At 63.4% G+C, this 25,556-nt stretch carries 22 protein-coding genes; 13 read left to right on the plus strand and 9 right to left on the minus strand.

Annotated features, from left to right (window positions below; all coding sequences use genetic code 11):
- The first annotated feature begins 2 nt into the window (after nt 1–2).
- Both FJQ89_RS27395 and FJQ89_RS27400 read left to right on the plus strand, forming a co-directional pair.
- The gene (locus FJQ89_RS27395; protein WP_141172473.1) at nt 3–1,580 is read left to right on the plus strand and encodes an FGGY-family carbohydrate kinase; all 1,578 of its coding nucleotides are present in this window, start codon (nt 3–5) and stop codon (nt 1,578–1,580) included.
- 246 nt (nt 1,581–1,826) lie between these two features.
- Complete coding sequence (locus FJQ89_RS27400) at nt 1,827–4,100, plus strand: TonB-dependent hemoglobin/transferrin/lactoferrin family receptor (protein ID WP_141172474.1); 2,274 nt, start codon at nt 1,827–1,829, stop codon at nt 4,098–4,100.
- Between the two features lie 85 nt (nt 4,101–4,185).
- Here FJQ89_RS27400 and FJQ89_RS27405 read toward each other — a convergent pair whose 3' ends face one another.
- The 3 genes from FJQ89_RS27405 to FJQ89_RS27415 form a co-directional block, all read right to left on the minus strand.
- Entirely contained in the window at nt 4,186–5,544 is a 1,359-nt protein-coding gene (locus FJQ89_RS27405) for a diguanylate cyclase domain-containing protein (RefSeq protein WP_141172475.1), read from the minus strand.
- A gap of 288 nt (nt 5,545–5,832) precedes the next feature.
- Nucleotides 5,833–7,026 (minus strand): aminotransferase-like domain-containing protein, encoded by a 1,194-nt coding sequence (locus tag FJQ89_RS27410; protein WP_141172476.1) that lies wholly within the window; start codon nt 7,024–7,026, stop codon nt 5,833–5,835.
- Between the two features lie 177 nt (nt 7,027–7,203).
- Entirely contained in the window at nt 7,204–8,115 is a 912-nt protein-coding gene (locus FJQ89_RS27415; RefSeq protein ID WP_141172477.1) for a DMT family transporter, read from the minus strand.
- Between the two features lie 137 nt (nt 8,116–8,252).
- Between FJQ89_RS27415 and FJQ89_RS27420 the strand changes: the two genes are divergently transcribed.
- The 3 genes from FJQ89_RS27420 to FJQ89_RS27430 all read left to right on the plus strand — a co-directional run bounded on the left by FJQ89_RS27420 (nt 8,253) and on the right by FJQ89_RS27430 (nt 12,198).
- Nucleotides 8,253–9,686, plus strand: a complete 1,434-nt coding sequence (locus tag FJQ89_RS27420; protein ID WP_141172478.1) for an aminotransferase-like domain-containing protein — start codon at nt 8,253–8,255, stop codon at nt 9,684–9,686.
- 101 nt (nt 9,687–9,787) lie between these two features.
- Complete coding sequence (htpG, locus tag FJQ89_RS27425; RefSeq protein ID WP_141172479.1) at nt 9,788–11,707, plus strand: molecular chaperone HtpG; 1,920 nt, start codon at nt 9,788–9,790, stop codon at nt 11,705–11,707.
- A gap of 125 nt (nt 11,708–11,832) precedes the next feature.
- Nucleotides 11,833–12,198 carry a hypothetical protein gene (locus tag FJQ89_RS27430; protein ID WP_141172480.1) on the plus strand — a complete coding sequence of 122 codons (366 nt, stop codon included), beginning with the start codon at nt 11,833–11,835 and terminating at the stop codon, nt 12,196–12,198.
- Here FJQ89_RS27430 and FJQ89_RS27435 read toward each other — a convergent pair.
- Entirely contained in the window at nt 12,175–12,915 is a 741-nt protein-coding gene (locus tag FJQ89_RS27435; protein ID WP_141172481.1) for an alpha/beta fold hydrolase, read from the minus strand. The two genes, FJQ89_RS27430 and FJQ89_RS27435, sit on opposite strands and share 24 nt — an antisense overlap.
- A gap of 134 nt (nt 12,916–13,049) precedes the next feature.
- Here FJQ89_RS27435 and FJQ89_RS27440 point away from each other — a divergent pair, with 134 nt between their 5' ends.
- Nucleotides 13,050–14,087 (plus strand): hypothetical protein, encoded by a 1,038-nt coding sequence (locus FJQ89_RS27440; protein WP_141172482.1) that lies wholly within the window; start codon nt 13,050–13,052, stop codon nt 14,085–14,087.
- Nucleotides 14,088–14,089: 2 nt separating this feature from the next.
- On the opposite strand, the gene FJQ89_RS27445 is transcribed toward FJQ89_RS27440, so the two are convergent.
- From FJQ89_RS27445 to kynU, 5 genes are all read right to left on the minus strand, one after another.
- On the minus strand, nt 14,090–15,115 hold the full coding sequence (locus tag FJQ89_RS27445; protein WP_141172483.1) for a leucine-rich repeat domain-containing protein: 1,026 nt from the start codon (nt 15,113–15,115) through the stop codon (nt 14,090–14,092).
- A gap of 2 nt (nt 15,116–15,117) precedes the next feature.
- Complete coding sequence (locus FJQ89_RS27450; RefSeq protein ID WP_141172484.1) at nt 15,118–17,172, minus strand: toxin-antitoxin system YwqK family antitoxin; 2,055 nt, start codon at nt 17,170–17,172, stop codon at nt 15,118–15,120.
- A 96-nt stretch (nt 17,173–17,268) separates the two neighbouring features.
- Entirely contained in the window at nt 17,269–17,814 is a 546-nt protein-coding gene (locus tag FJQ89_RS27455; RefSeq protein WP_141172485.1) for an RBBP9/YdeN family alpha/beta hydrolase, read from the minus strand.
- A 14-nt stretch (nt 17,815–17,828) separates the two neighbouring features.
- On the minus strand, nt 17,829–18,701 hold the full coding sequence (kynA, locus tag FJQ89_RS27460) for a tryptophan 2,3-dioxygenase (protein ID WP_243136309.1): 873 nt from the start codon (nt 18,699–18,701) through the stop codon (nt 17,829–17,831).
- A gap of 20 nt (nt 18,702–18,721) precedes the next feature.
- Complete coding sequence (gene kynU, locus FJQ89_RS27465; RefSeq protein ID WP_141172486.1) at nt 18,722–19,972, minus strand: kynureninase; 1,251 nt, start codon at nt 19,970–19,972, stop codon at nt 18,722–18,724.
- Between the two features lie 605 nt (nt 19,973–20,577).
- On the opposite strand from kynU, the gene flhD reads away from it, so the two are divergent.
- The 7 genes from flhD (at nt 20,578) to FJQ89_RS27500 (ending at nt 25,545) form a co-directional block, all read left to right on the plus strand.
- Nucleotides 20,578–20,895, plus strand: coding sequence for a flagellar transcriptional regulator FlhD (gene flhD / locus FJQ89_RS27470; RefSeq protein ID WP_034758381.1), 318 nt, complete (start codon nt 20,578–20,580; stop codon nt 20,893–20,895).
- 60 nt (nt 20,896–20,955) lie between these two features.
- Nucleotides 20,956–21,519, plus strand: coding sequence for a flagellar transcriptional regulator FlhC (flhC, locus tag FJQ89_RS27475; protein ID WP_141172487.1), 564 nt, complete (start codon nt 20,956–20,958; stop codon nt 21,517–21,519).
- A gap of 103 nt (nt 21,520–21,622) precedes the next feature.
- Nucleotides 21,623–22,384 carry a class I SAM-dependent methyltransferase gene (locus FJQ89_RS27480; RefSeq protein WP_141172488.1) on the plus strand — a complete coding sequence of 254 codons (762 nt, stop codon included), beginning with the start codon at nt 21,623–21,625 and terminating at the stop codon, nt 22,382–22,384.
- Between the two features lie 220 nt (nt 22,385–22,604).
- Entirely contained in the window at nt 22,605–23,465 is an 861-nt protein-coding gene (motA, locus tag FJQ89_RS27485) for a flagellar motor stator protein MotA (RefSeq protein ID WP_141172489.1), read from the plus strand.
- Between the two features lie 58 nt (nt 23,466–23,523).
- On the plus strand, nt 23,524–24,501 hold the full coding sequence (gene motB / locus FJQ89_RS27490; RefSeq protein WP_141172490.1) for a flagellar motor protein MotB: 978 nt from the start codon (nt 23,524–23,526) through the stop codon (nt 24,499–24,501).
- 46 nt (nt 24,502–24,547) lie between these two features.
- Complete coding sequence (locus FJQ89_RS27495) at nt 24,548–25,096, plus strand: chemotaxis protein (protein WP_071078262.1); 549 nt, start codon at nt 24,548–24,550, stop codon at nt 25,094–25,096.
- 83 nt (nt 25,097–25,179) lie between these two features.
- On the plus strand, nt 25,180–25,545 hold the full coding sequence (locus tag FJQ89_RS27500; RefSeq protein ID WP_034758362.1) for a response regulator: 366 nt from the start codon (nt 25,180–25,182) through the stop codon (nt 25,543–25,545).
- The last annotated feature ends 11 nt before the right edge of the window (nt 25,546–25,556 follow it).

The following is a 25,556-nucleotide window of genomic DNA, read 5'->3' on the forward strand; positions in this document are numbered from 1 at the left end:
CGATGGCCTGCGCAGCGGGCAATGGCCCGTATATCCTCTCCATCGACAATGGCACGCAAAGCGTGCGCGCGCTGCTGTTTGACCGGGACGGCAACCTGGCGGCCAGGGCACAAGTGTTCCTCGAAGCGTATTATTCCGAGCACCCCGGCTGGGCCGAGCATGACGCCGACGGTTACTGGCAAGCTGTGTGCGAAGCGTGCCAGCAGCTGTGGCGCAGCACGGACATAGCCAAGTCCTCGGTGGCCGGCGTGGCCGTGACCACGCAGCGCGGCACGGTGGTCAATGTGGATGAACATGGCATCCCCCTGCGCCCGGCCATCACCTGGCTGGACCAGCGCAGCACGCGCGACATTCCGCAACTGGCGCCGTGGTGGCGCGCGGCCTTCCGCGCCATGCGCCTCGATGGCACGATCGCCTACTTCCGCCGCGAGGCCGAAATCAACTGGATCAGCGCGCACCAGCCCGACATCTGGCGCCGCACGCACAAATTTCTGCTGCTGTCGGGCTTTTTGAACCACCGCCTCTGCGGACGCTACGTTGATTCGACCGGATCGCAAGTGGCGTATATTCCGTTCGACTACAAGCGCCACGCCTGGGCCGGGCGCTTCGACTGGAAGTGGCAGGCGCTGGCGATCCAGCGTTCCATGCTGCCGGAGCTGGTGACGCCGGGCACGCGCATGGGTGCCATCACGGCCGCGGCGGCGGCAGCGACGGGCATTCTTGAGGGCACGCCCTTGCTGGCGGCGGCCGCCGACAAGGCGTGCGAGGTGTTGGGCGCGGGCTGCGTCGAACCGCATGTGGCGTGCCTCAGCTACGGCACCACGGCCACCATCAACACGACCAACCGCAAGTACGTGGAAGTGACGCGCTTCATTCCCCCGTATCCAGCCGCCATGCCGGGCGCCTACAGCACGGAAGTGCAGATTTTTCGCGGCTACTGGATGGTCAACTGGTTCAAGGAGCAGTTCGGCGACCGCGAACGGGCGGCGGCCGCCGAAGATGGTACGGGCCTGTCTGCCGAAGCGCTGTTCGACCGCCTGGTCGACGCCGTGCCGCCGGGCTCCATGGGCCTGATGCTGCAGCCGTACTGGAGTCCCGGCATCAAGGTGCCTGGCCCGGAAGCGAAAGGCGCCATGATCGGCTTTGGCGACGTGCACACGCGCGCGCATATGTACCGCGCCATCCTCGAAGGACTCGCGTATGCGCTGCGCGAAGGCAAGGAGCGCATCGAGCGGCGCAGCGGCATGGCCATTACGGAGCTGCGCATCGCGGGCGGCGGCTCGCAAAGCGACGCGGCCATGCAGCTGACGGCCGACATTTTCGGCTTGCCCGCCGCGCGCGCCCACGTGTATGAGAGTTCGGGCCTGGGCGCGGCCATCGCCGCTAGCGTGGGCCTGGGCTGGCATGCGGACTTTCCCGCCGCCGTGCAAGCCATGACGCGCAAGGGCAAGGTATTCCATCCCCATCCCGAGCACCGCAAAATCTACGAGCAGCTGTACCGGCGCGTGTACCAGAAAATGTATGCGCGGCTGCAGCCCCTGTACCGCGAGATCGCCGACATCACCGGCTATCCGGAATAAAACGCATCAAATCGTATTGCGAATCATTCGCATCCAATATATGATGTATTCCGCATTTCACCAAGGCAACTTATGCCGGTAACTGCAGTGCGCCGCCGGCCATGCGCCGGCGGCGTGTCCGCGCGGGCAGAGTTCCGCCGCAACGCTTCCATCAACGCCGCCGCTTGATCGTGCACCGCCTGTCCTCTGCCCAGCATTTTCACTCCCGCAACATCGAGTAACAAGCAAACCCAGGCAAGGATAGCGATGAAGAGCAGCAGCAAACAAGGATGGACCCCGCTGGCCGCCGCACTGGCGCTGGCATTGGGCGGCGCGCACGGCCATGCGTGGGCGGCAGCGATGGCCGACAAGGCCGAGAAGGCTGACGCCGTGCAGATGCCTGCCATCAGCGTGTTTGGCGACGCCATCAGCGCCGGCACGGCCGGGCGCTCGTACATCAACAGCGCCGACATCGAGCGCCAGCAGGCCGACAATGTCGCGTCCTTGCTCGACACCTTGCCCGGCGTGGACCTGGCCGGCACGGCCCGTCCCAGCGGCCAGAGCCTCAATATCTGGGGTTTTAATAAAGTGCAGGATGTGAAAGTCATCCTCGATGGCGTGCCCAAGGGCTTTGAAAAATACCGCCAGGGCTCCATCTTCATCGAGCCGGAACTGATCAAGCAGATCGAGGTAAACAAGGGCGCGCATACTAGCCTGTATGGCAATGGCGGTTTCGGCGGCGTCATCACGGTCGAGACCAAGGATGCGCAAGACTTGCTGGAAGGCGGAGAGAAAGTGGGCGCCATGCTGAAGTATTCGCGCCATTCGAACAATGCGGAAAACGACGCCACCGTGGCCGTTTATGGCCGCACGGAAGACGGCCGCTTCGATGCGATGGCCTTCACCACGCAACGCAAGTCCGACGATTTGCGCAAACCCGATGGCAAGCCATTCCGCTTTTCCGCCATCGATGCGCCATCGAGCCTGGCCAAGCTGAATATCCGCCTGACGCCGGAGCAGCTGCTGACCCTGACGGCCATGAAGAGCGGCAGCACGGGCTGGGGCCCGTTCGCCGCCATGGGCGAGGACGTGCCCACGCCGACCGAGGCGGAGATCAGGAAGTACGGACTGGAAGAGGCGTGGCAGCGCAAGGCCGTGTACCGCGACCAGGACGACGACACGTACTCCGTGAAATGGCAGTATGCGCCGCAAAATAATCGATGGATCAAGCTGACGGCCAGCGCCGGCTATTCGCACACGGACCAGCATGACAAGCGCCTGCCGTCCGCCTCGCTGGGCTCCTACCTGGGTTCGCTGGGCAACGAGAGCTGGGCTTCGTACGTGGACCGCATCGCGGAAGTGCGCAACGAAAGCGTGTTTGCGACGGGCGCCGTGTCGCACGTGCTGCAAACGGGCCTGCAATGGCACAAGAACGTGCGCGATACCCTGATGTACTACCCGTCGTCGACGGCGCTGAAGGATCCCAGCTACAACTACGGCTACTTCCAGCCCTACTACATGCCGGCCGGGCGCCAGGAAACCACGGGCCTGTATCTGCAGGATGCGATGACGTATGGCGACCTGACGCTGACGGCGGCGCTGCGTCACGACAGAGTCGTTTCCGAGGGCGTGCCGAACAAGGCATCGCGCTACAACAGCCCGCTGCCGGCCGCCGGCCACGATTTCAGCGAGAAAGTGCATGAAGACTGGTCGCCCCGCCTGGGCCTGTTCTGGAAGGCGTCGGGCAGCATGGCGCTGTTCGGCGACTTGAGCCGGACCTGGCGCGCGCCGACCATCGACGAGATGTATTCGAATGAATATTATGTGTCGCCGCGGCTCGGTTCATCGACGCCGGGCACCAGCCGCAACCTGGCCGTCGAGCGCGTGACGGCCGTACGCGCGGGTGTCATGCTGCACCGCCAGAACGTGTTCATGCAGCGCGACGACGTGCAGCTGCGCCTGACCGCGTACCAGAACCGCGTCAGCGACAATATCGGCCCGCGCCTGGGAATCCTGATCGAAGGCTATGTGCCGGGATCGGGCAAGGTGCCGCCGGCGCTGTCCGACTACCGCAACCTGGCTGGTTTCCGCACGCAGGGCGTGGAGGTCGAATCCTACTACAACGCGCCGCGCCTGTTTGCCAGCGCCTCGCTGTCAAAGCAGCGCGGCACGCGCACCGGTTCCCAGCGCGACCCGTGGGGTCAGGATGAGCCCGTGTCGACGATTGCGCCGGACAAACTGATGGCGGGCCTGGGCTGGCGCTTGCCCGACCTGGGGGCCAGCATCGGCTGGCAGGGTCGCTTCGTGGCGAAGCAGGAGCGCGTGCTACCGGTGGGCAATGTATACCGCCTGCCGCCGTCGAAAGGCTATGCGCTGCACACCTTGTTCGCGTCGTGGAATGGCAAACAGGGCGTGTGGCGCGGCACGGAAGTGCGGCTGACGGTCGATAATGTCTTCAACCGTAACTATATGCCGTATCTGAGCGAGGCGGTGACCGGCGTGGGACGCAATGCGAAGCTGAGCGTGTCGCGTAAGTTTTGATTAATTTTAAGAATGGCGGGCCTGAGACGCTTGGCCCGGGGTGCCTTTGCATATGACATGGGCCTACTCCCGGTTCGCCGTATCCTTAACGTAACACCAAGGCCTTGACCGTTTTCCAGGCCGTGCTGCCCGACTGCGTGACGCGCACCTGGTTGCGGCCCCCTTCCTTGGCCACGTACAGGGCGCGGTCGGCGGCGACGAACAGCGCTTCGCGGTCGTCCGGCTGGCGCGGGATGATGGTCGCCACGCCGATGCTGACCGTGATCCACGGCGAGGTGGCGGAGCGCGGGTGCGGCAGATGCAGTGCTTCGATGTGCAGGCGGATGGTTTCGGCCAGATGCAGGGCGCCGTCGGCATCCGTGTCGGCGCACAGCATGACGAATTCCTCGCCGCCGTAGCGGGCCGCCAGGTCGCCCGGGCGGGCGGCGTGCGAGGCGATGGCTTGCGCCACCTGCTGCAGGCAGCTGTCGCCGGCCGGATGGCCCAGGCTATCGTTGTACAGCTTGAAATGGTCGACGTCGAGCACCACCAGCGACAGGGCGCCGCCGCTGCGCACGGCGCGCTGCCACTCTTTTTCCAGGAAGCTGTCGAAATGCCGGCGGTTCGCGATCTTTGTCAGCGGATCGAGATAGGCGGCGCGCTGCAGCGCGTCTTCCGACTGCTTGTGGTGCGTGATGTCGTGCAGCAGGCCGATATACAGGGGCTGGCGCAGATACATGGGAGTGAGCGTCAGGTCCATGCTCAGCGCCGCGCCGTTGCGGTGGCGGATCACCACTTCGCGCGTGCCGTGGTTGTGCGCCGTCTCCGGATTGGCTGCGTACATGCTGAAGTAATCGAGGTATTCCTGCGTCACCAGGGGGCTGAGCAGTTCAGCGATCGAGCGTCCGGCCAGTTCGTTTTCGCGGTAGCCCAGGTACTGGTCGCAGGCCGGGTTGGTGTACTGGATGCGGCCATCGGCTTCGATGATCAGCAAGCCCTCGGCCATGTTGTTGACGATGGTGTGCAGGCGCTCGGCCTGCTCCTGCTGGGTTTCATTGCTGCTGCGGATGTGCAGCTGGGCGCGCACGCGCGCGCACACTTCGGCCATGCGCAGCGGCTTGTTGATGTAATCGACGGCGCCGCAGTCGAAGCCGGCCACCACGTCTTCCGTTTCCGTCCTGGCGCTCATGAAGATGACGGGGATGCCATGCGTCAGCGGGTGCTGCTTGAGGCGGCGGCACGTTTCGATGCCGTCCATGTCCGGCATCAGCACGTCGAGCAGGATCAGGTCGGGGCGGGCGCGCTGGGCGATCGCCAGCGCCCGCTCGCCGGACGTGGCGACATAGGTTTGATAACCCTGTTCGCTCATCAGCTTGCGCAGCAGCTCAAGGTTGGCTGGCGCATCGTCGACAATCAAAATGGCGGCGTTGCGCCGCTGGGAATGCTCCACACTGCCTGAACTCATTGCTTCCGGCTTTCTCGATGTACTCTGCGCTGCCAGCGTTTGCTGCATTTTCCGTGATGCTGACCGGGTTCAAATTGGATGCAGCGATCAAATCATACCGCCTTGCCAATTTCTTGGGTGGAAAAATCGATGCTGTGGCAAGTGGTGAAATATTATTTTTATGGCATTTTTAAGAATAAATACACGCAGTTGCTGTCGTGAAGGCGACTTTTGGGTGGACAGAGGCGTGCCCGTTGGTGCCGGGCAGCAGTGACACGCCCCGCGGCAGGCGGGGCGTGGAGAGTGCAATTACATTTTTGCGGCGATCAGTTTGCCCAGGATGGCGATGCCCTCGCGGATGCGTTCCGGCGGCACTGTCACGAACGACAGGCGCAGCGTGTGCGTGTCCGGCGTGTTCGCGTAGAACGGCGCGCCCGGCACGAAGGCAACTTTATTGGCGATGGCTTCATCGAGCAGCTTCATCGCATCGATGTGCTTCGGCAGGGTGACCCAGATGAACATGCCGCCTTCCGGGCGGGTCCAGGTGACGCCGGCCGGGAAGTGCTCTTCCAGCGCCGACAGCATGGCCTGGCACTGGTTGCCGTACAGGCTGCGGATACTGGGAATATGGCGGTCCAGGAAGCCATCCTTGATCACTTCATGCACCACCATCTGCGTCAGCTGCGAGGTATGCAGGTCGGCCGCCTGCTTGGCCAGTTCCAGGCGGCGCACCAGTGGCGTCGGCGCCACCACGTAGCCGAGGCGGATGCCGGGCGTGAGCACTTTCGAGAACGAACCCATGTAGATCACGCCATCCGGATTCATGTTGATCATCTTCGGATACGGCTCGCCGCTGTAGCTCAGGGCGCCGTACGGATCATCCTCGATCAGCGGCAGGCCGTGGCGGGCGCAGGTTTCCACCAGTTCCACGCGGCGCGCCACGGACAGGCTGCGGCCCGTCGGATTCTGGAAGTTCGGCAGCGCGTACAAGAGGCGCGCGCCATCGGCGACGGGGTCGATCGACGACGGCACCAGGCCTTCGTTATCGGTATCGACGGAAACGAATTCGGGACGGTAGACGGAAAACGCCTGCAGTGCGCCCAGGTAGCTGGGGGTTTCCACCAGTACGCGGCTGCCTTCGTCGATCAGCACCTTGCCCAGCAAGTCGAGCGCTTGCTGCGAGCCGGACGTCATCAGCACTTGCTCGGGCAGGATGGTGCTGCCATTGATCGAGAGCGAGTCGGCGATCCACTGGCGCAGCGGCAGGTAGCCATCGGTGGGGCCATATTGCAGGGCCACCTTGCCATTGTTCGACAGGACCTTGTCGAAGGCGGTTTTCATTTCTTCCACGGGGAAGGTGGCGGGCGAGGGCAGGCCGCCGGCAAACGAGATGATCTCGGGACGCTGCGTGATCTTCAGGATTTCGCGGATGAACGAGCTTTGCAGCTGTTCCGCGCGTTCGGCAAAGCGCCATTGGATCGGATTCGGATTTTCAATTTTCATACGAGTCTCACAGAAGATGCCGAGCTGCGCCGGCTGGATTTGTTGGCCCGCTTGTGGCGGTGCATGCGCAAGCGGCGCCGGATAGGCGTCGCCATGGTGCTGCGGTATTGTACGGCCTTGCACGCCGCTCTGCCCATCTGCGCGCGCAAGGGCGTTGCAAATGGGCGTCAGGGAACATCACTTCAGCTTGCGTCCGATGGCCACCACGGCGATCACGGCGCCGGCAAACAGCAGGCTTTCGCCCGTCAGTGGCTCGTGCAGCAGCACGGCCGCGCCCAGCAGGGTGAGGAAGGGCTGCAGCAACTGCGTCTGTCCCACGCGCGCCACGCCGCCCAGCGCCATGCCCCGGTACCAGAAAAAGAAGCCGATAAACATGGAAAACACGGAGATATAGGCAAAGCCCAGCCAGGCCGCGCCGCTGGCCTGCGCCATCAGCGCGCGCTGCGGCCAGGCGTTCCACAGCACCACGGGCAAGACAAAAGGCATGGCCAGCAGCAGCGCCCAGGAAATCACGTGCTGGCCCGGCATGGCTTGCGCCAGGCGTCCGCCTTCGGCATAGCCGAGTGCCGCCAGCAGCACGGCGGCAAAGATCAGCCAGTCGGCCAGGTGGAAGCTGCCGCCGCCCTGGCGCAGCGCGAACGCCACCACCAGCGCCGTGCCGAGCAGGGCCATCAGCCAGAAACCCGGCGATGGACGTTCCTTGCCGCGCAGCACGGCAAACACGGCCGTGGCCAGCGGCAAAATACCCACCAGCACGGCGCCGTGCGAGGCGGGCAGGCTGCGCATGGCGATCGACGTCAGCCAGGGGAAACCCAGCACGCAGCCCAGCGAGACGAGCGCTAGCGGCAGCCATTGCTCGCGCCGCGGCAACGGCGCCCGCTGCTGCCATAGCCACAGGCCGGCCAGGCAGGCGGCCACCAGGGCGCGCCCCAGGGCGACAAAGGTGGGGTCGAGTTCGGCCACCGCCAGGCGCGTGAAGGGCAGGGTCAGGCTGAAGAGGGCGACGGCGATCAAGCCCAGCAACAGGCCTGTGCGGTCGGCGCCGAGGCGCGGGAGGGAGCTGGGGGAGGTGGTGGCGGGCGATGGCATGGCTGTCCTGGTGCGGGTGGTGTGGAAGAAAGACGGGCAGATGTGGATGAATCCGCCCGGTACTGCTATCCTAGGGCTCAATAGCAATACAGTACAAATACACTTCTGCGCATAATTTCACATACTGTCATGGTCATATGAGCAATACACTCGCCTCTCCGTCCCTGCCTTTGCTGTCGCGCGCCTCGGGCGAAACGCTGATCGACCAGATCGTGCGCTCGCTGGCGGCGCGCATCGACGACAAGCTGCTGCGCGGCGGCGCGCGCATGCCTTCGATCCGCCAGTGCGCCGCCAGCCTGGAAGTGTCGTGCGCCACGGTGGTGGCCAGCTACGACAAGCTGGTGGCGCGCGGCTACCTCGAATCGCGGCGCGGTGCCGGCTTTTTCGTGCGCGAGCGCTCGCCGCTGAACGTGCCGGCGCCGCCTGCTGGCGCGCAGGACGCGGCGGCGCAGCCGATGGACGTGGTCTGGCTGATCCGTAACATGTTCCGCCAGACGCCGGTCATCCCCGCGCCCGGCTCCGGCATGCTGCCCGCCGAGTGGCTCGATGGCGACCTGGTGGCGCGCGCTTTGCGCGACGTCAGCCGCCAGCCCGGCAGTTTGCTGCTGGGCTATGGCGCGCCGCAGGGATTCCTGCCGCTGCGCCAGCAGTTGCAGCTGAAGCTGGCGGGGCTGGAAATCGCCTGTCCGCCCGAGCAGATCGTCACCACGGTGGGCGTGATGCAGGCACTGGACCTGGTGGCGCGCGAGTTTGCCCGTCCCGGCGAGACCATTTTTGTCGACGATCCCGCCTACTGGCTGATGTTCGGCGCCTTTTCCGCCATGGGCATGCACGTCATCGGCATCCCGCGCCTGGGGGATGGCCCCGATATCGCCGTGCTGGCCGAGCTGGCGGCCTTGCACCGTCCCAGGCTGTATGTGATCAACTCGGTGCTGCACAACCCCAGCTCGACGTCGCTGTCGGCGGCCAAGGCGTTCCAGGTGCTGCGCCTGGCCGAACAGCACGATTTCCTCGTCGTCGAAGACGATATCTATTGCGACATGCATCCCGGCGGCGAGGTGCAGCCGGCCACGCGCCTGGCCGCGCTGGACCAGCTGCGCCGCGTGATCTATCTGGGCGGCTTTTCCAAGAGCCTGGCGGCGAACCTGCGCGTGGGCTTTATCGCCACGTCGCCCGAGCGGGCGCAGCGCCTGGCCGACCGCAAGATGCTGGCCACCTTGACCACCAGCGACATCGGCGAGCGCGTGGTGTATAAAATCCTTTCGCAGGGCCTGTACCGCAAGCATGCCGAGCGCCTGCGCGCGCGGCTCGACAAGGTGCGCGAGGGTAGCTACCGCAAGGCCGAACAGGCGGGCTTGCGCTTCGACCCTGCGCCGGCCGGCATGTTCGTGTGGGCCGATGCGGGCTGCGACACGAACCTGCTGGCCGAAAAGGCGCTGGCCGAGGGGCTGGTGCTGGCGCCGGGCAGCCTGTTTTCGCCGCGCCAGCTGCCGTCGACCCGCATGCGCCTGAACCTGGCCACGGTGCAGGACCAGCGCGTCTGGGATTTCTTGGGCCGCGCGCTGGGATAAGGCGCCGCGTGAATGCATCGCGTGAAACGGGGGCCTTGAAATCGCTTATATAATCCCCAACTCCGTAGCATCCGTCCCATCCACAAGACTATGAGGTAAAAATGGCTGTCTCCGAAAAGCAAACCCTGGGTTTTCAGACCGAAGTGAAGCAAATGCTGCACCTGATGATCCATTCCCTGTACTCGAACAAGGAAATCTTCCTGCGCGAACTGATCTCGAACGCGTCCGACGCGGCCGACAAATTGCGCTTCGAAGCGATCGATAACGACGCCCTGTATGGCAACGATAACGAATTGAAGATCAAGGTCAGCTTCGACAAGGATGCGCGCACCATCACCATTTCCGACAACGGCATCGGCATGACCCGTGACGAGGCGATCTCGCACCTGGGCACCATCGCCAAGTCGGGCACCAAGGAATTCTTCGGCAAGCTGTCGGGCGACCAGCAGCAGGACGCGGCCCTGATCGGCCAGTTCGGCGTGGGCTTCTATTCAGGCTTCATCGTCGCCGACAAGATCACCGTTGAAACGCGCCGCGCCGGTGCGGACGCGTCCGAAGGCGTGCGCTGGGAATCGGCCGGCGAAGGCGATTACAGCATCGAAACCATCGAAAAAACGGGCCGCGGCACGGACATCATCCTGCACCTGCGCGAAGGCGAGGACGAATTGCTGTCGAGCTGGAAGATCAAGTCCATCATCCGCAAGTACTCGGACCATATCTCGCTGCCGATCGTGATGCAGAAGGAAGAGTGGGACGAGGAGAAAAAAGAAACCGTCCTGAAAGACGAATTCGAAACCGTCAACCAGGCCAGCGCACTGTGGGCCCGCAACAAGGCCGACATCACGCCGGAACAGTACGACGAATTCTACAAGCACGTCTCGCACGACTTCCAGTCGCCGCTCACGCACACGCACAACCGCGTGGAAGGGCGCAGCGAATACACGCAGCTGCTGTACATCCCGGCCAAGGCGCCGTTCGACATGTGGGACCGCAACAAGCGCGGCGGTATCAAGCTGTACGTCAAGCGCGTCTTCATCATGGACGATGCCGAGCAGCTGATGCCGACCTATTTGCGCTTCGTGCGCGGGGTGATCGACTCGGCCGACCTGCCGCTGAACGTGTCGCGTGAAATCCTGCAGGAATCGCGCGACGTCAAGGTGATCCGCGAAGGCTCGACCAAGCGCGTGCTGGGCATGCTGGAAGAACTGGCGAATGCGGACGAGCAGGACAAGAAGGACAAATACGCCGTCTTCTGGAAGGAATTCGGCCAGGTGCTGAAAGAAGGCATCGGCGAAGATGCGGCCAACAAGGAACGCCTGGCCAAGCTGCTGCGCTTTGCCTCGACCGCCAACGACAGCGACGGGCAAATCACCTCGTTCGCCGATTACGTGGCGCGCATGAAGGAAGGCCAGGACAAGATCTATTACGTCACGGCCGACAACTATGCTGCCGCCAAGAACAGCCCGCACCTGGAAATCTTCCGCAAGAAGGGCGTCGAAGTGCTGCTGCTGACGGACCGTGTCGATGAATGGATGCTGTCGTTTATCCAGGACTTCGAAGGCAAGGAACTGGTCTCCGTCGCCAAGGGCGGCCTGGACCTGGGCGCGCTGGAAGACGAGGCGGAAAAGAAAGAGCACGAAGAAACGGAAACCTCGTACGCCGACCTGGTGGGCAAGATGAAGGCCGTGCTGGCCGACAAGGCGAAGGACGTGCGCGTGACGTTCCGCCTGACCGATTCGCCAGCGTGTCTGGTGGCCGATGAAAATGAATTGTCGGGCAACCTGCTGCGCATGCTCAAAGCTGCTGGCCAGAGCGCGCCGGAATCGAAGCCGATTCTGGAAATCAATCCGAACCACCCGCTGGTGACGCGCCTGAAATACGAAGATGCGCAAGGCGGCAAATTCGGCGACTGGGCCAACATCCTGTTCGACCAGGCCATGCTGGCCGAAGGCGGCTCGCTGGCCGATCCTGCCAGTTTCGTGAAACGCCTCAACGAATTGCTGCTCAATACAGCGAAGTAATCGCCGCCGCATGCCTAAAACGTAGGTCGGATTAGCGCAGCGTAATCCGACACGGCGGCGGTGACCGATGTACTGAAGCCGGCCCTTTCCTCGTGAAAGGGCCGGCTTTTTCTTTAAGGGGCCTCATGAAGATCCGCTGGATGGCTGGCCTGGGCGCGCACGCGCTGGGCTGCCTGCTGTTTATTGTGTTGAGCTGGCTGGGGTTTTTCCTGTACACGCAGCTGTTCGGCAGCCTTGGCTCGCGCGGCGTGGCCGGTGGCCTGGCCCTGCTGCTGGTGTTCTACGTGTATGCGGGCACGAATCTGCTGCTGGCGCTGCTGCCACCCGGCTGGTGGAAGCCTGTGCTGTGTGGCTTGCTGGGCGCAGCCGTGCTTGCGTATCTGCTGCCGCAGCATCCGCTGCGGGCCATCTACTTCAGCGTGCTGTCGGGCGGCTTGAGCTGGCTGGCCGTGCTGGCCAGCGCGCGCCTAATCCAATTCCTGCGCGGCTGACAGGCCCGTGAGAAAAGCGGCGACGGCCTCGGCGGCCGCTGCCGGCGCCGCCTGCAGCAGCATGTGCGGCGCGTCGATATCGACCAGCTGCGTGCCGGGCGCCTGCCGCAGTATCTGCAGGGCGTTTGCCGGCGGCACCAGACGGTCGTGGCGTGCGCGCAAATACAGCACGGGCAGGCTGCCGCGCGCGAAGCTGGGTGAGGCGTCCTTTTCCCGTATTTCCAGCACGGCGCGCAGGCGCTGGCGCAGCACGCTGGGCGGCACTTGCGCCAGCGCCGCTGCCAGTTCCGCCTGCAGTGGCGGCGTGGCGTAGGGCGTCAGCAATGCCTGGCGCAGGGCGAAGCCGGGCAGGGTGCCGAAGGGGATCAAGTCCAGCAGGTGGCGCAGCGGTGCCAGCAGCGGGCGCGGATTGCGCACGAATGAACAGCACAGGATCAGGGCGCGCATGCCGGGCGGTGGATCGGCGCGCAGGGCGGCCCCCAGCGGCCCGGAAAACGATTCGGCCAGCACGACGAAAGGGCGGTTGCGCGGCAAGCGTTCGCGCACGAACGCTTCCAGCGCCGCATAGTCGAGTGGTGTGGCCGGATAGGCGATGGCCTGGGTGGCGATGGCGCTTTGCGCGCGCAAGGCGGCGTCAAAACGCTGGAATAGCCGGGCCGTGCCATCCATGCCGGGCAGGAGGACAAGCAGGGGCGGGGCGTGGGTCGGTGTCGTCATTGCGGCCATCATAACAGCCGCACCGGCGCAGGCGCCGTCCGCCAGCCGCACCGCATGGGGGCTGGCGCCATGCTAGAATCGCCAGCGCGCCATGCGTGGCCGTGATCGCGGCCAAATCCCCGACAGACAGAATCATGCATATCATCTTTTCGAACTATCGCACCCTGGGCGGCGTCTTGCTGGCAGCGGCCTGCGTCCTTTCCCAGCCTGCCGGTGCCAAGGCGGCACCCTCGGCACCGGCCGGGAAAAGCCTGTCCTCGCTGCTGGCCGGCGGCCCTTTGCCGCGCCTGAGCGATGACCCGCAAGTGCGCGCCGCGCTGTTCGATTTTTTCGGTTACGCGCGCGGCAGCTACACGGAAGACGATGAATTGCTGCTGGCGCAGGCGCTCGAAGCGATCAGCGAAAAGCGCGACGCCACGCGTACCGCGCTGGCCGATGGCCGCCAGTTGCTGGCGTCGATGAATGACCGCAAGCAGGGCCGCGAACGGGGCGCCATGCTGCTCGACAAGCGCGGCGTCATCCTCGCCTTTGGCCTGGTCAACGGACATTGCCACCTGGAGGGCCAGCCGCTGGCGAAAGTCTGCAATCCCGATCCGAATGCGGTACTGACGGTATTCCACCGCAAGGGCATGCTGGTCGGCGACGCGGCGCCCCTGCTGGCCTGGGCCCGGCAATTGCCGCCCATGCTGGCGCTGATCGCGGGCGACAAGGAAGCGGGCGCCGATGGGCAGAAGATCGCCAGCGTCGAGTATGTGCTGGCGCAGCCGGCCTTGCCTGGCTGGAACCGCGCCCAGCTGCCGCCGGCCTATCCGCCGGCGCTGTTGCCGCTGCTGCTAGATAAATCCACGGTGCTGACGTCGGCCGGCGCCGGCGTGTTTGCCTATCCGCTCACGCTCAAGGGCAAGAAACAGAACAATGTGCTGGACCATGCCGAAGGCCGCCCGCCGCGCGACCTGGAAGTGGCGTTGCGCAGCTATGCCAGCTTCGATGCGGTGGTCGAGCGCTACCGCCAGCTGGCCAAGGGCGCCAGGCTGCAGCGCAATGAGCGCACGGCCTACCTCGATGGCGACATGGGGCAGGGCAGCTACCGCGTCTACATCCGCAACACGGGTGTGGATGGCGTGATGATCGACGTGGCGCTATGGCAGCGCAAGCTGGCGGCCGGCCGCTGATTTTAGTCAGGGCGCGCTTGTTCGTAGCCCAGTTGCACCAGCTGCGCGGCGATGGCGTCGTCGCGTGTTTTCCTGCCGGTGCGCAGGCGCGCATGCGTCAGGGACGCGGGCAAGCCTTGCGCCAGCAACGCGTCGATGTCGAGCATGGTCTCGGATGCCGACAGCTGGCGCAGGGCGGGCAAGGTGGCCAAGCCGGGCAGGCTGTCGAGCGTCTTGCAGGTGTGCAGGTCCAGGCGTTCGAGCACGGGATTGGGTCCCAGCGCGATGTGCCGCAGCTTGATCTGGTCTTCCACCCATAGCGCCTGCAGCAGGGGAAAACGGCCGATATCGCCCAGCGTTTCCAGGCCGCGCACGCGTACCACTTCCAGTTTCTTCAACAGCGGCGCCTCGATGTGCGCGAGCGATTCGCGGCCACCCAGCTGCAACAGCAGCCTGTCCAGGCGGGCCATCTCCGAGATAAAATCCAGCGCTACCTTGTTCTTGATGCGGTACAGCGACAGCTCGTGCAGCGCCGGCACGCTGGCCAGGGTGTCGATGTGCTGGTGGTGGCCCTCGACGACCAGGCTGGCCAGGTGCGCATAGTGGCGCAGGGGCGCCAGATCGATATTGTTCCTGGCCGACTCGCCCAGGTTCAGGTATTCGAGGCCGCGCAAATTGTCCAGCTGCAGGATGTCGGCTTGCGCCAGCTCGTACACGCCCAGGCTCAGGCGCTTCAGGTGGCGCAGCTCGCCCAACGCTTCCAGATGGATGGCTTGCCGGTGGCAGTCGATGGACAGGCTGGCCACATGCGGTAGCGCGCGCAGGATGCGGGCATCGAACAGCTTCGGGTCATAGCCGTAGAGGCGGATGGTCAGCGCCGTGCCGCAGCTGGCGGCCAGGGCGTCGAGCTCGGCCAGCAGCGGCTCCGGCTCGCCCAGGGTATTGAACTGCACCAGCACCTGCTGGCCGCTGGCGATGGCGGCGCGGATCGCCCCGGCGTCGATGCGCTCGGGGTTCTGGATGCACTGCCGCTGTCTTGCTTGCGTCATGGTCACAGTCCTATCGGATAGTCCACCTGCCTTGGTGGCGGGCAGCCTTGCGGCCCAGGGAACGTCTGCTTGCCCGTGTCATCGTAGCGCTTGCCGCACTCGACGAGCACGCGTTTGCGGAAGGTGTAGACGCTGGCCACCTTGCCGTTCGGGTGGTAGCAGATATTGTCGCCATCGCGGTCGGCCGAGGCGTAACTGATCATCGACTCGCCATTCACCGTGCGCGTGCTGTGGCCGCTGCGCGGCTCCGTGCATTTGAGCTGGCCGCTTGGATAATACGCGTTGAAGACGGAAGTGTCGGCGGCGCGGTCGACCAGCAATTCGTCCTTGCGCTTGCCGTCCGGGTAGTTCGAATAGCCTTCCTGGCGCTGGCCGTACTGGAAGGCGTAGTAGTACTGCGGCTTGCCGTCCGGGTAGTACATGTGGTGGTACTCGCACACATCGTCGCGCGTGCTGCCGTCCTCCTTGAAGGTGCAGCGGTGGATGTCGTTGAGCAGCTGGCCGTCTTCATAGTACTCGCGCAGGTGCGTGAGCAGGCGCCCCTGGTCGATGACGGCCAGGCGTTCCGGCTTGCCGTTCGGGTAGTAGCGCGCGTCCAGGCCCTGCTTCTTGCCCTTGTCCCACAGCGTGTCGAGGCGCAGGATTTTGCCGCTGTCGTCGAACGCCTGTTCGCGCCCGTCCAGCTGGCCGTTGCGGTAGGTGGCCGTGTAGATCAGGTATTCCTTGCCGGCCGGGCCCAGATAGCGCGTGCGACTGCCATCGAGCACGCCCGCCTGGTAATGGTCGCGCTGGCGCAGCGCGCCTTGCGCATCCGTGTCGAGGGCCTCGCCCTGTTTTTTGCCTTTCACAAAAGTGACGCTTTGCGTGACCTTGTCCTTGAGCTTGAGCTTCCACGGCCCGTCGCGCAAGCCGTCGATGAAGCTGCCGTCACCGTCTTGCGTGATCCATGCGCCATGGCGCGTGCCGTTGACGTAGTTGCCGCGCGTTTGCAGCTTGCCGCCCATGCTGCGCTCGTGCGGGCCATTCAGCTGGCCGCCCGCGTAGGTGTCGAAACCCGTCACTTCCTCTGCATCGGCATAGTTGACGACCGTCCAGCGGCCTTCGCGCTTGCCGGCCCGGTACATGCCGCTCTCGCTTTGCTTGGGATAGTTGAAGGACCACAGGCCTTCCTGCAGGCCGTTGACGAAATGGCCTTTTTCGCTGCCTTCATGCATGCCTTCGCGCACCCACAGTCCCTGGCGCTTGCCTTTCACGTACTGGCCCCGCTCGACGACCGAGCCGTCGTCCCAGGCCAGGCTGTAGATGACGGACGGGCCGTCCTGGCTGCCCGTGAATTGCTGCGGCGCCGTTTCCCACGTCACTTGCCACAGGCGGTAATTGGGCAGGATGCCGGCGCCCGCATCGCTGTACAGGGTGTAGCTGGCGGTGAGAAAACGCTCGCCTTTTTTCTGGAAGGTTTTCTTGTAGGTGATGGCGTCCTTGCCGCCTGCCGCCACGGGTTTGCCGTCATCGCTGTAGTAGCCGACGATGGTGCCTTGCGTATGGTCGATGGCGTCGACATCCGCATTGCCGCTCTTGCCCCGCGCGACGCTGTAATCCATCGGTGCCAGTTTTGCCAGCGCGGCCTTGACCTGCCCCGCATTGGGAGCGGCGCTTTGCGCGGCGATGCGGTTCAGTGCCGGCTGCAAGCCGTCCAGGCGCCGGTATTTGCCGGAGCTGCGGTGGTAGCGGTAGGCGCGCAAGCCGTTCTTGTCACCCTGGCGGAACAGCACCAGCATGGTTTGCACGCTGTCGTCCGTTTCCTTGTCCAGCGAGGCGTAGAAGACGGAGCGGATGACGGCGTTGCCGAACTGGTCGAGCAAAATGGCTTTTGCGCTGCTGCTTTTGCACTCGCAGTAATAGCCGTTGACGCCCTCTTTTTCCTTGAGAAAGGCGACGTCAGCCCCGCTGTCCTGCGATGCATTGATGGCGGGGTGGGCGAGGCTCTTGCCTTCGTAGAAGGGCGCGCCGTGGGCGAGGGCGGAGCAGAGAAGCAGGGGCAAAAGCAGACGTTTCATCGTGGGGCTGGCGCCGGAGCGCCGCAATGGAAAGGCCACGATTCTGCCTGTGTTCTTACTTGTGGGCAAATGCGGATCTATCGTGCGCGCCCCCGTTCAGGCCTGGTGCGCGGCGCAAAAATCGAGCAGCAGCTGTTCGCCGTCCGGCCAGGGACCGTAGCCGGCGTCGCCGTTGATATGGCCGGCGTCGCCGATCATGGTGAAATCGCTGCCCCAGGCGCTGGCAAACGCGCGTGCCCGTGCGAAGCTGACGTAGGGATCATCGCCGCTGGCCACCACCAGGCTGGGAAACGGCAAGGCTTGCAGCGGCATGGGCGAGAAACCCGTGGTGCCGGCGGGGTAGGAAGGCGCTTCCACATCACTGGGGGCGACCAGGAAGGCGCCGGCGATCTTGTGCGGTGAACCGCTGGCCGCCCAATGGGCCACCAGCGTGCAGGCCAGGCTGTGCGCCGCCAGCACGGGCGCTCGCTCGCAGGTGGCGATGGCGCGGTCGAGCTCCGCCACCCATTCGTCCTTGTCCGGCGTCTGCCATTGCCCATGCGGCACGCGCGACCATTGCGGGTGGCGCGCTTCCCAATGGGTTTGCCAGTGCTGCGGCCCGGAGTTCCACAGGCCGGCCAGGGTCAGGACGAGAGGCGACATCGATGCTCCTTAAATTACAACTCCGTGCGCAGTGCGAATAACTCGGGAAACAATACCACGTCGAGCATCTTGCGCAAATAGCTCACGCCCGCCGTGCCGCCCGTGCCCGTCTTGAAGCCGATGATGCGCTCCACCGTCGTCACATGACGGAAGCGCCAGAAGCGGAAGGCTGTTTCCAGGTCGACCAGTTTTTCCGCCAGTTCGTACAGGGCCCAGTGTTTCGAGGGGGCGCGGTAGACTTCCAGCCAGGCTGCCTTGACCGAGGCGTCGGAGGCGGTCGGCAGGGTCCAGTCGGCGTCCAGGCGCTCGGGCGCGATATGCAGGCCGCTGCGCGCCAGCAGTTTGACGGCTTCATCGTAGACCGATGGCGTGCGCAGGGCCGTATCGAGCACCTGGTAGGTGTCGGGAGCCGTCGTGTGCACGTTGAGCAGGGCGGCGTTCTTGTTCCCCAGGATGAATTCGATCTCGCGGTACTGGAAGGACTGGAAGCCGGACGAGGCACCCAGGTAGGGCCGGATGGCCGTATATTCGGGCGGCGTCATGGTGGCCAGCACGTCCCAGGCATGCACCAGCTGGTCCATGATGCGCGCCACGCGGGCCAGCATTTTAAAGGCGGGCGCCAGATCGCCGCTTTGCAGGTTGGCGCGCACGGCGTGCATTTCGTGCAGCATCAGCTTCATCCACAACTCGCTGGTCTGGTGCTGCACGATGAACAGCATTTCGTTGTGGTTCGGCGACAGCGGATGCTGCGCCGTCAGGATGCGGTCCAGCGCCAGGTAATTTCCGTAGCTCATCGATTCGCTGAAATCCATTTGCGCGCCATGCCATTCGGCGCCTTGCTGTGCGCCCGCATGCATGGGGCAGCCGCTGCTGTTTTCTTTGCTCATGGTGTTTTCCTGGTCCAGGTTCAGGTGACGGCATCGCGCTTGGCGGCGATGTCGTAGGCTTGCGTGTCGAGGATGTCGCGCAGGATCTCCACGGCATCCCACACGTCGGCAAAGCTCGTGTACAGGGGCGTGAAGCCGAAGCGCATGATGGCCGGCTCGCGGTAGTCGCCGATCACGCCGCGCGCGATCAGCGCCTGCATCACGGCATAGCCGTGCGGATGCGTGAAGCTGACCTGGCTGCCGCGCCGCGCATGCTCGCGCGGCGTGACGAGGCCCAGCGGATGGCTGGCGCAGCGCTGTTCCACCAGTGCGATGAACAAATCGGTCAGGGCCAGCGACTTGCGGCGGATCGCTTCCATGCTCGTTTGCGCAAAGATCTCCAGGCCGCATTCGACCAGGGCCAGCGAGAGTATCGGCTGCGTGCCGCACAGGGCGCGGGCGATGCCATCAGCCGGCGCAAAGCCCGGGTCCATGGCGAACGGTGTGGCGTGGCCCCACCAGCCGGACAGCGGCTGGCGGAAGCGCGCCTGGTGTTTTTCCGGCACCCAGATGAAGGCGGGCGAGCCGGGGCCTCCGTTCAGGTATTTATAGGTGCAGCCGACGGCCAGGTCGGCGCCGGCGCCGTTCAGGTCCAGCGGCACGGCGCCGGCCGAATGGGCCAGGTCCCACAGCGCCAGTGCGCCTTGTGCGTGGCAATGGCTGCTGATGGCGGCCATGTCGTGCTGGTAGCCGGTACGGTAGTTGACGTGCGTGAGCATGGCGACGGCGCAATCGGCGGCGATGGCTTGCGCCAGTTCCTCGGGGCTGTCGACCAGGCGCAACTGGTAGCCGCGGTCGAGCCAGGCGGCCAGGCCTTGCGCCATGTACAGGTCGGTGGGGAAGTTGCTGCGTTCGCTGACGATGACCCTGCGCGCGGCCTGCGCGGGATCGCTGGCCTGCATCTGCAGGGCGGCGGCCAGCGCCTTGAACAGGTTGACGGAGGTGGTGTCGGTGATCACCACTTCGCCAGTCTGCGCGCCGAGCAGCGGCGCCAGGCGGTCGCCCAGGCGCTTGGGCAGGTCGAACCAGCCAGCGCTATTCCAGCTGCGGATCAGATCCGTGCCCCATTCGGCCGTGATGACGTGCTGGGCCCGGGCCAGGGCCGTTTTCGGCCGGGCGCCCAGGGAATTGCCGTCGAGATAAATCACGCCCTGCGGCAAGTCGAATTGCTGGCGCAGGGGCGCCAGGGGGTCGTCGAGATCGCGCGTGCTGCAGTCATGTCGAGAAATCATGGAGGCTTTCATGTTGATACTTGCATTAATAGCACGATATTGCTTGAGGTCTAAAGTATCGTGCGCAAGCCGGCAGTGTAGCAAATCCCCGCCAAAAAGCGGCATTTCCGCCTGGGATGAAGGGCAGAAAGTGCTGCCTTGTGGGGCGTCAACGAAAAAAATCACGATTTTTTAAAAATATTTTCAAATCGCCCTAAAGTTCTGCGATTCGTCGCCGTCAACAATTACATGAACGGCGTCAAACCGCCAAAAAGAATGCGGGTCTTTTAAATATTTTTCGAAAAAGCCCTAAAGTTCCTGTCAAGGCAGCCGTTATCTAGGTAAGCAGACTTGATTTTGATCAAGTTGTTGTAAAAAAGTGATATTTTTTACAGGCCTGAAGCCGGGTAAATCCCCTTCAACGCCCACCTCCCGCAGCCGCGCCACCACTGGCGTGCGACCATGATCGAGTAGTGTTTGTCAGACAAACACCTACGGTCCTGCCCGCCATTTCCCGACCAAAAATACAGTCCTTCGCCTCTGTTGCGTTTGATGTTGCTCCTGCAGAATGTATCTCACTGGCAACAGACAACGCCAGCTGAATTCAACGGATTGAGGAGATGGAAATGACTGCTAACGACATGATGGCTGAGATTCGCGACGCTAACCTGAGCTACCTGATGCTGGCCCAGCAAATGATTCGTGCGGACAAGGTAACGGCCATCTTCCGTTTAGGCATCGCCGCCGAAATCGCCGAATTGATCGAAGGCATGAGCAATGCGCAGATCCTGAAGCTCGCTGGCGGCAACATGATGCTGGCCCGCTTCCGCTTCGACGACAGCGCCATCCTGGGCATGTTGACGAACTACAATAAAGACCGCTCGCTGGCCCAGTCGCATGCCGCCATTTTGATGGCCGGCCAGGGCGTCGAAGAAATCGCTTGATTCAGCAACCTTGTCAGTCAGTATCGGTAGTCAGTATCAGTCAGTCGCGGAGTACACAGCATGGCCAAGAAAAGTGTCGTATCGGAAGCGCAAGAAATCCAGCTGGCCATCGAATTGATACAGCTGGGCGCGCGCCTGCAACTGCTGGAGACGGAAGTGTCGCTGTCGCGCGAACGCCTGCTGAATCTGTACAAGGAATTGAAGGGCGTCTCGCCGCCCAAGGGCATGCTGCCCTTTTCCACCGACTGGTTCCTCACCTGGCAGCCGAATATCCATTCCTCGCTATTCATCAATATCCACAAATTCCTCGTCGACCACGCCGGCGCCAGCGGCATCGAGGCCGTGATGAAGGCGTATAAACTGTATCTGGAGCAGATGCCGCCCGAAGCGGGTGAAGAGCCGCTGCTGTCGCTGACGCGGGCCTGGACCCTGGTGCGTTTTTTCAGCAGCAAGATGCTGAATATGGCGCCCTGCGGCAAGTGCGGCGGCAAGTTTGTCGTCAACTGCCTCGACCTGAATGCCGATTATGTCTGCGGCCTGTGCCATATGCCTTCGCGTGCCGGCAAGACCAAGAAGGCGCGTGATGAAGCGGCCGCTGTCGCGTCGCCGAGCCTGGCCACCTGACACTGCCCCCGCATCGTTCAAGCCGGAGCCGGTCGCCAGACCGGACTCCGGTTTTTTCATGGTGCTTTCGCTTACACTGGCGTTTTCCTCCTTTGACTAGCCCATGCTGCAACAAATCCTGCGCGCGCCCGCGCTCAAGGCCATCCTGATCCAGGTGCTGGCCTTTCCCTTGATGTTGCTGTTGGTGTATGGCCTGGCGCGTGCAGGCGTGGCCATGTCCTTGCCGGTCGTGGCCCTGCTGCAGGGTGTGCTGGCGGCGCTCATTACCTGGCGCGCCGGCCTGGCGCGCTGGTGGTGCGCCATCGGCCTGCTGTTTGCGCCCGCGCTGCTGGCGGCCAGCCTGCTGCACTGGCCGCCGGTCGTGTTCCTGGTGGCCTTTGTTTTCCTGTTGAGCCTGTATTGGTCCACGTTTCGCACGCAAGTGCCGTTTTACCCGTCCGGGCCGCGCGTATGGCATGCGGTGGCCGAGCTGATCGCGGACCGTCCCGGCGTGCGCCTGATCGATATCGGCAGCGGCCTGGGCGGCCTGGTGCTGGACCTGGCGCGGCGGCGTCCCGATGGGCAGTTTTCCGGCATCGAGCTGGCACCGCTGCCGTGGCTGGCAAGCGAGCTGCGCGCGCGGTTGGCGGGGAGTCGCGCGCGCTTCCTGCGCGGCGACTACGAAGCGCTCGATTTCAGTCGTTACGATGCGGTCTTTGCCTACCTGTCGCCGGCGGCGATGGCGGCCCTGTGGCGCAAGGCGGAAAAGGAAATGTTGCCCGGTAGTATGCTTCTTAGTTACGAATTCCAGATCGCGGCACGCGAACCCGATAAGACCATCGCCGCCACAGAGGGTGGCCCTTTACTTTACATATGGTGCTTTTAAGCAATTGTCTGCGTTATTTGCTTGCCCGTAGGGCAATCTCACGTTATTGTAGTTCCACACGGCATTTTCTCGGAATTGCCTTGCAAAGCAGCACATTTGAATTAACTTCCGGTTGCTTTTTTGTCGCTGTCTCTTCGTCGGCGGCGCGGCCACCAGAAGGCAGGAACAGGTTTGAACATGCCGGGCATACAGCCCCGGCCATTATTGGGAGTCAGGGCACTTGTTAGTCATAATCGGATACATCATCGTCTGCGCCTCGGTCTTTGGCGGCTTCGCGCTGGCAGGCGGCCATCTGGCGGCGCTGTTCCAGCCGCTGGAGTTGCTGATGATCGGCGGCGCCGCCCTGGGCGCCTTCCTTGTTGGTAACAATAACAAGGCGATCAAGGCGACGATCGCCGCCTTGCCCAGCCTGTTCAAGGGGTCGCGCTATACGAAAGATCTGTACATGGAACTGATGTCGCTGCTGTTCGAAGTGCTCAGCAAGGTGCGCAAGGAAGGCTTGATGTCGATCGAAGGCGATATCGACAAGCCTGAAGAAAGCCCCCTGTTTTCCAAGTATCCGGCGGTGCTGGCCGATCACCACATCGTCGAATTCATGACCGATTACCTGCGCCTGATGGTGTCGGGCAATATGGATGCGTTCCAGATCGAAAACCTGATGGACAACGAAATCGAGACGCACCATCACGAAGGCGCCGTGCCGGCCCACGTGATCGCCAAGGTGGGCGACGGCTTGCCCGCGTTCGGTATCGTCGCCGCCGTGATGGGCGTGGTGCACACGATGGAATCGGTGGGCATCCCCCCAGCCGAGCTGGGCATGCTGATCGCGCACGCGCTGGTCGGCACCTTCCTCGGCATCTTGCTGGCGTATGGTTTCGTGGGCCCGCTGGCCAGCCTGCTGGAGCAGAAGCTGGAAGAGTCGAGCAAGATGTTCCAGTGCGTGAAAGTAACCTTGCTGGCCAGCCTGAACGGGTATGCGCCGGCGCTGGCCGTGGAGTTCGGCCGCAAGGTCCTGTTCTCGACCGAGCGCCCGACGTTCAACGAGCTGGAAGACCACATCAAGAAATCGAAAACGAAGTAAGCAGTGAACAGACGCCTGGACACCATGATTCATTTGCAGCACACGGAAGGGGGACGCCATGGCCGATGAAGGCATGCGCCCGATTATCGTCAAGCGTATCAAGAAGACGGCTGGCGGCCACCATGGCGGGGCGTGGAAAATCGCCTACGCCGACTTTGTCACGGCAATGATGGCCTTCTTCCTGCTGATGTGGCTGTTGGGTTCCACCTCGAAGGGCGACTTGAACGGCATTTCCGAATTCTTCAAGACACCGCTGAAAGTGGCGATGGCGGGCGGTTCCGGCAGCGGAGAGAGCAATTCCGTGATCCAGGGCGGCGGCCAGGACCTGTCGCGCCAGGATGGACAAGTGCGCAAGGCGCAGGAAGAGCCGCAGCGCAAGTCGTTCGACCTCAATTCCGCCAAGGCCGCGCTTGAACGCGAGGAAGGCAAGCGCCTGCAGGCGCTCAAGGCGCGCATCGAAGCGACCATCGATGCCGATCCCCTGCTGAAGAAATACAAGAACCAATTGCTGCTCGATCTCACCAGCGAAGGCTTGCGCATCCAGATCGTCGACGAGCAGAATCGTCCGATGTTTGCACTCGCCAATGCGAATCTGCAGCCATATACCAAGGAAATCTTGCACGCCATCGGCTTTGTGCTCAATGAGGTACCGAACCGCATCGGCCTGTCCGGACACACGGATTCGACGCCCTACATGAGCGATGCCGGCTACAGCAACTGGGAATTGTCGGCTGACCGCGCGAATGCGTCGCGGCGCGAACTGGTGATTGGCGGCATGAAGGAAGAAAAAGTATTGCGCGTGGTGGGGCTGGGTTCCGCCGCCCACCTCGACAAGCTCGATCCCTTCAATCCGATCAACCGGCGCATCAGCATCATCGTCATGAACAAACGCACGGAAGAAAATGTCTTGCGCGATGGCTCGGCGATAGAGTTGCCGGTGACTGATGCCGCTTCCGCCGCTGTCGCTTCGGGGCTGGCGGCCGGTGCGCCGCCTGCTGCGGCGCCAGCTCCCGGCCCGGCAGCGGCGAAAAAATAACACGCAAGGCTGTCAACGCGTAGTGTATTGAAACAATGAGACCTTTATGACAAGAAAGAAAATACTTGGCTCGCATGTAAAACGCCTGCTGTCTGGTGTGTCGGACCATGGCCGCAAGCACTTGACGGAGGTGGAAACCGACCTGGTGCAGACCGGCATCTTGCTGGAAGAGGCGATCGAGAAGCTGTCCTTCAATTTCATGGCGATACACGCAGCCGTCGCTGCGCAGCAAGATACCATCGCCATGCTGCTCGCAGGCGGTATTCCGGCCGAGCAGCAGCGGGAAAAACTGCTGGCATTGCAGGACGAGGTGGGGGGCTACGTGAATGCCGCCATCACCAGCCTGCAGTTCCAGGACATGACCAGTCAGCTGATCGAGCGCACCCTGAAGCGCGTGACGGGCTTGCGCGAGTTCCTCGGTACCTTGGGTTCGCATGGCGCGGAGATGTTGCCGGAGAGCGACAATGAAGAAATTGTCGCCTTGCTGGGGCGGGTCAGCATGGCGCTGGCGATTCAAAGCCTGGAGTTGCGCAGCGTGCTGCGCAAGGCTGTCAGTCAACAGCATTTGGAAAGCGGCGACATCGAGTTGTTCTAGCATGCCAGTGTGGAACGCTTGCGGTTGCATGGATTGATTAATCAAATACTCGGGCAGGATGCCCGGAATAAGTGGGAGCAAAGATGGCCAAAACGATACTTGCAGTGGACGATTCCAGCTCATTGCGCCAGATGGTGGCGTTCAGCCTGAAAGCCGCCGGTTACCAGGTGGTGGAGGCCGTCGACGGTCAGGATGGGCTGGAAAAAGCCAAGCTGCAAACCGTGGACCTGGTATTGACGGACCAGAACATGCCGCGCATGGATGGCCTGGAGCTGATCAAGCTGCTGCGCGAACTGCCGACCTACCAGAAGGTGCCGATTCTGATGCTGACGACGGAGTCGTCGGACGAAATGAAGTCGAAGGGACGTGCCGCCGGCGCCAATGGCTGGCTAGTCAAGCCCTTCGATCCGCAACGCCTGATTGAAGTGGTCAAGAAGGTGATCGGCTGATGCCAGCCGCG

The organism is Janthinobacterium tructae, from assembly GCF_006517255.1.
GTDB classification, from domain to species: Bacteria; Pseudomonadota; Gammaproteobacteria; order Burkholderiales; family Burkholderiaceae_D; genus Janthinobacterium; species Janthinobacterium tructae.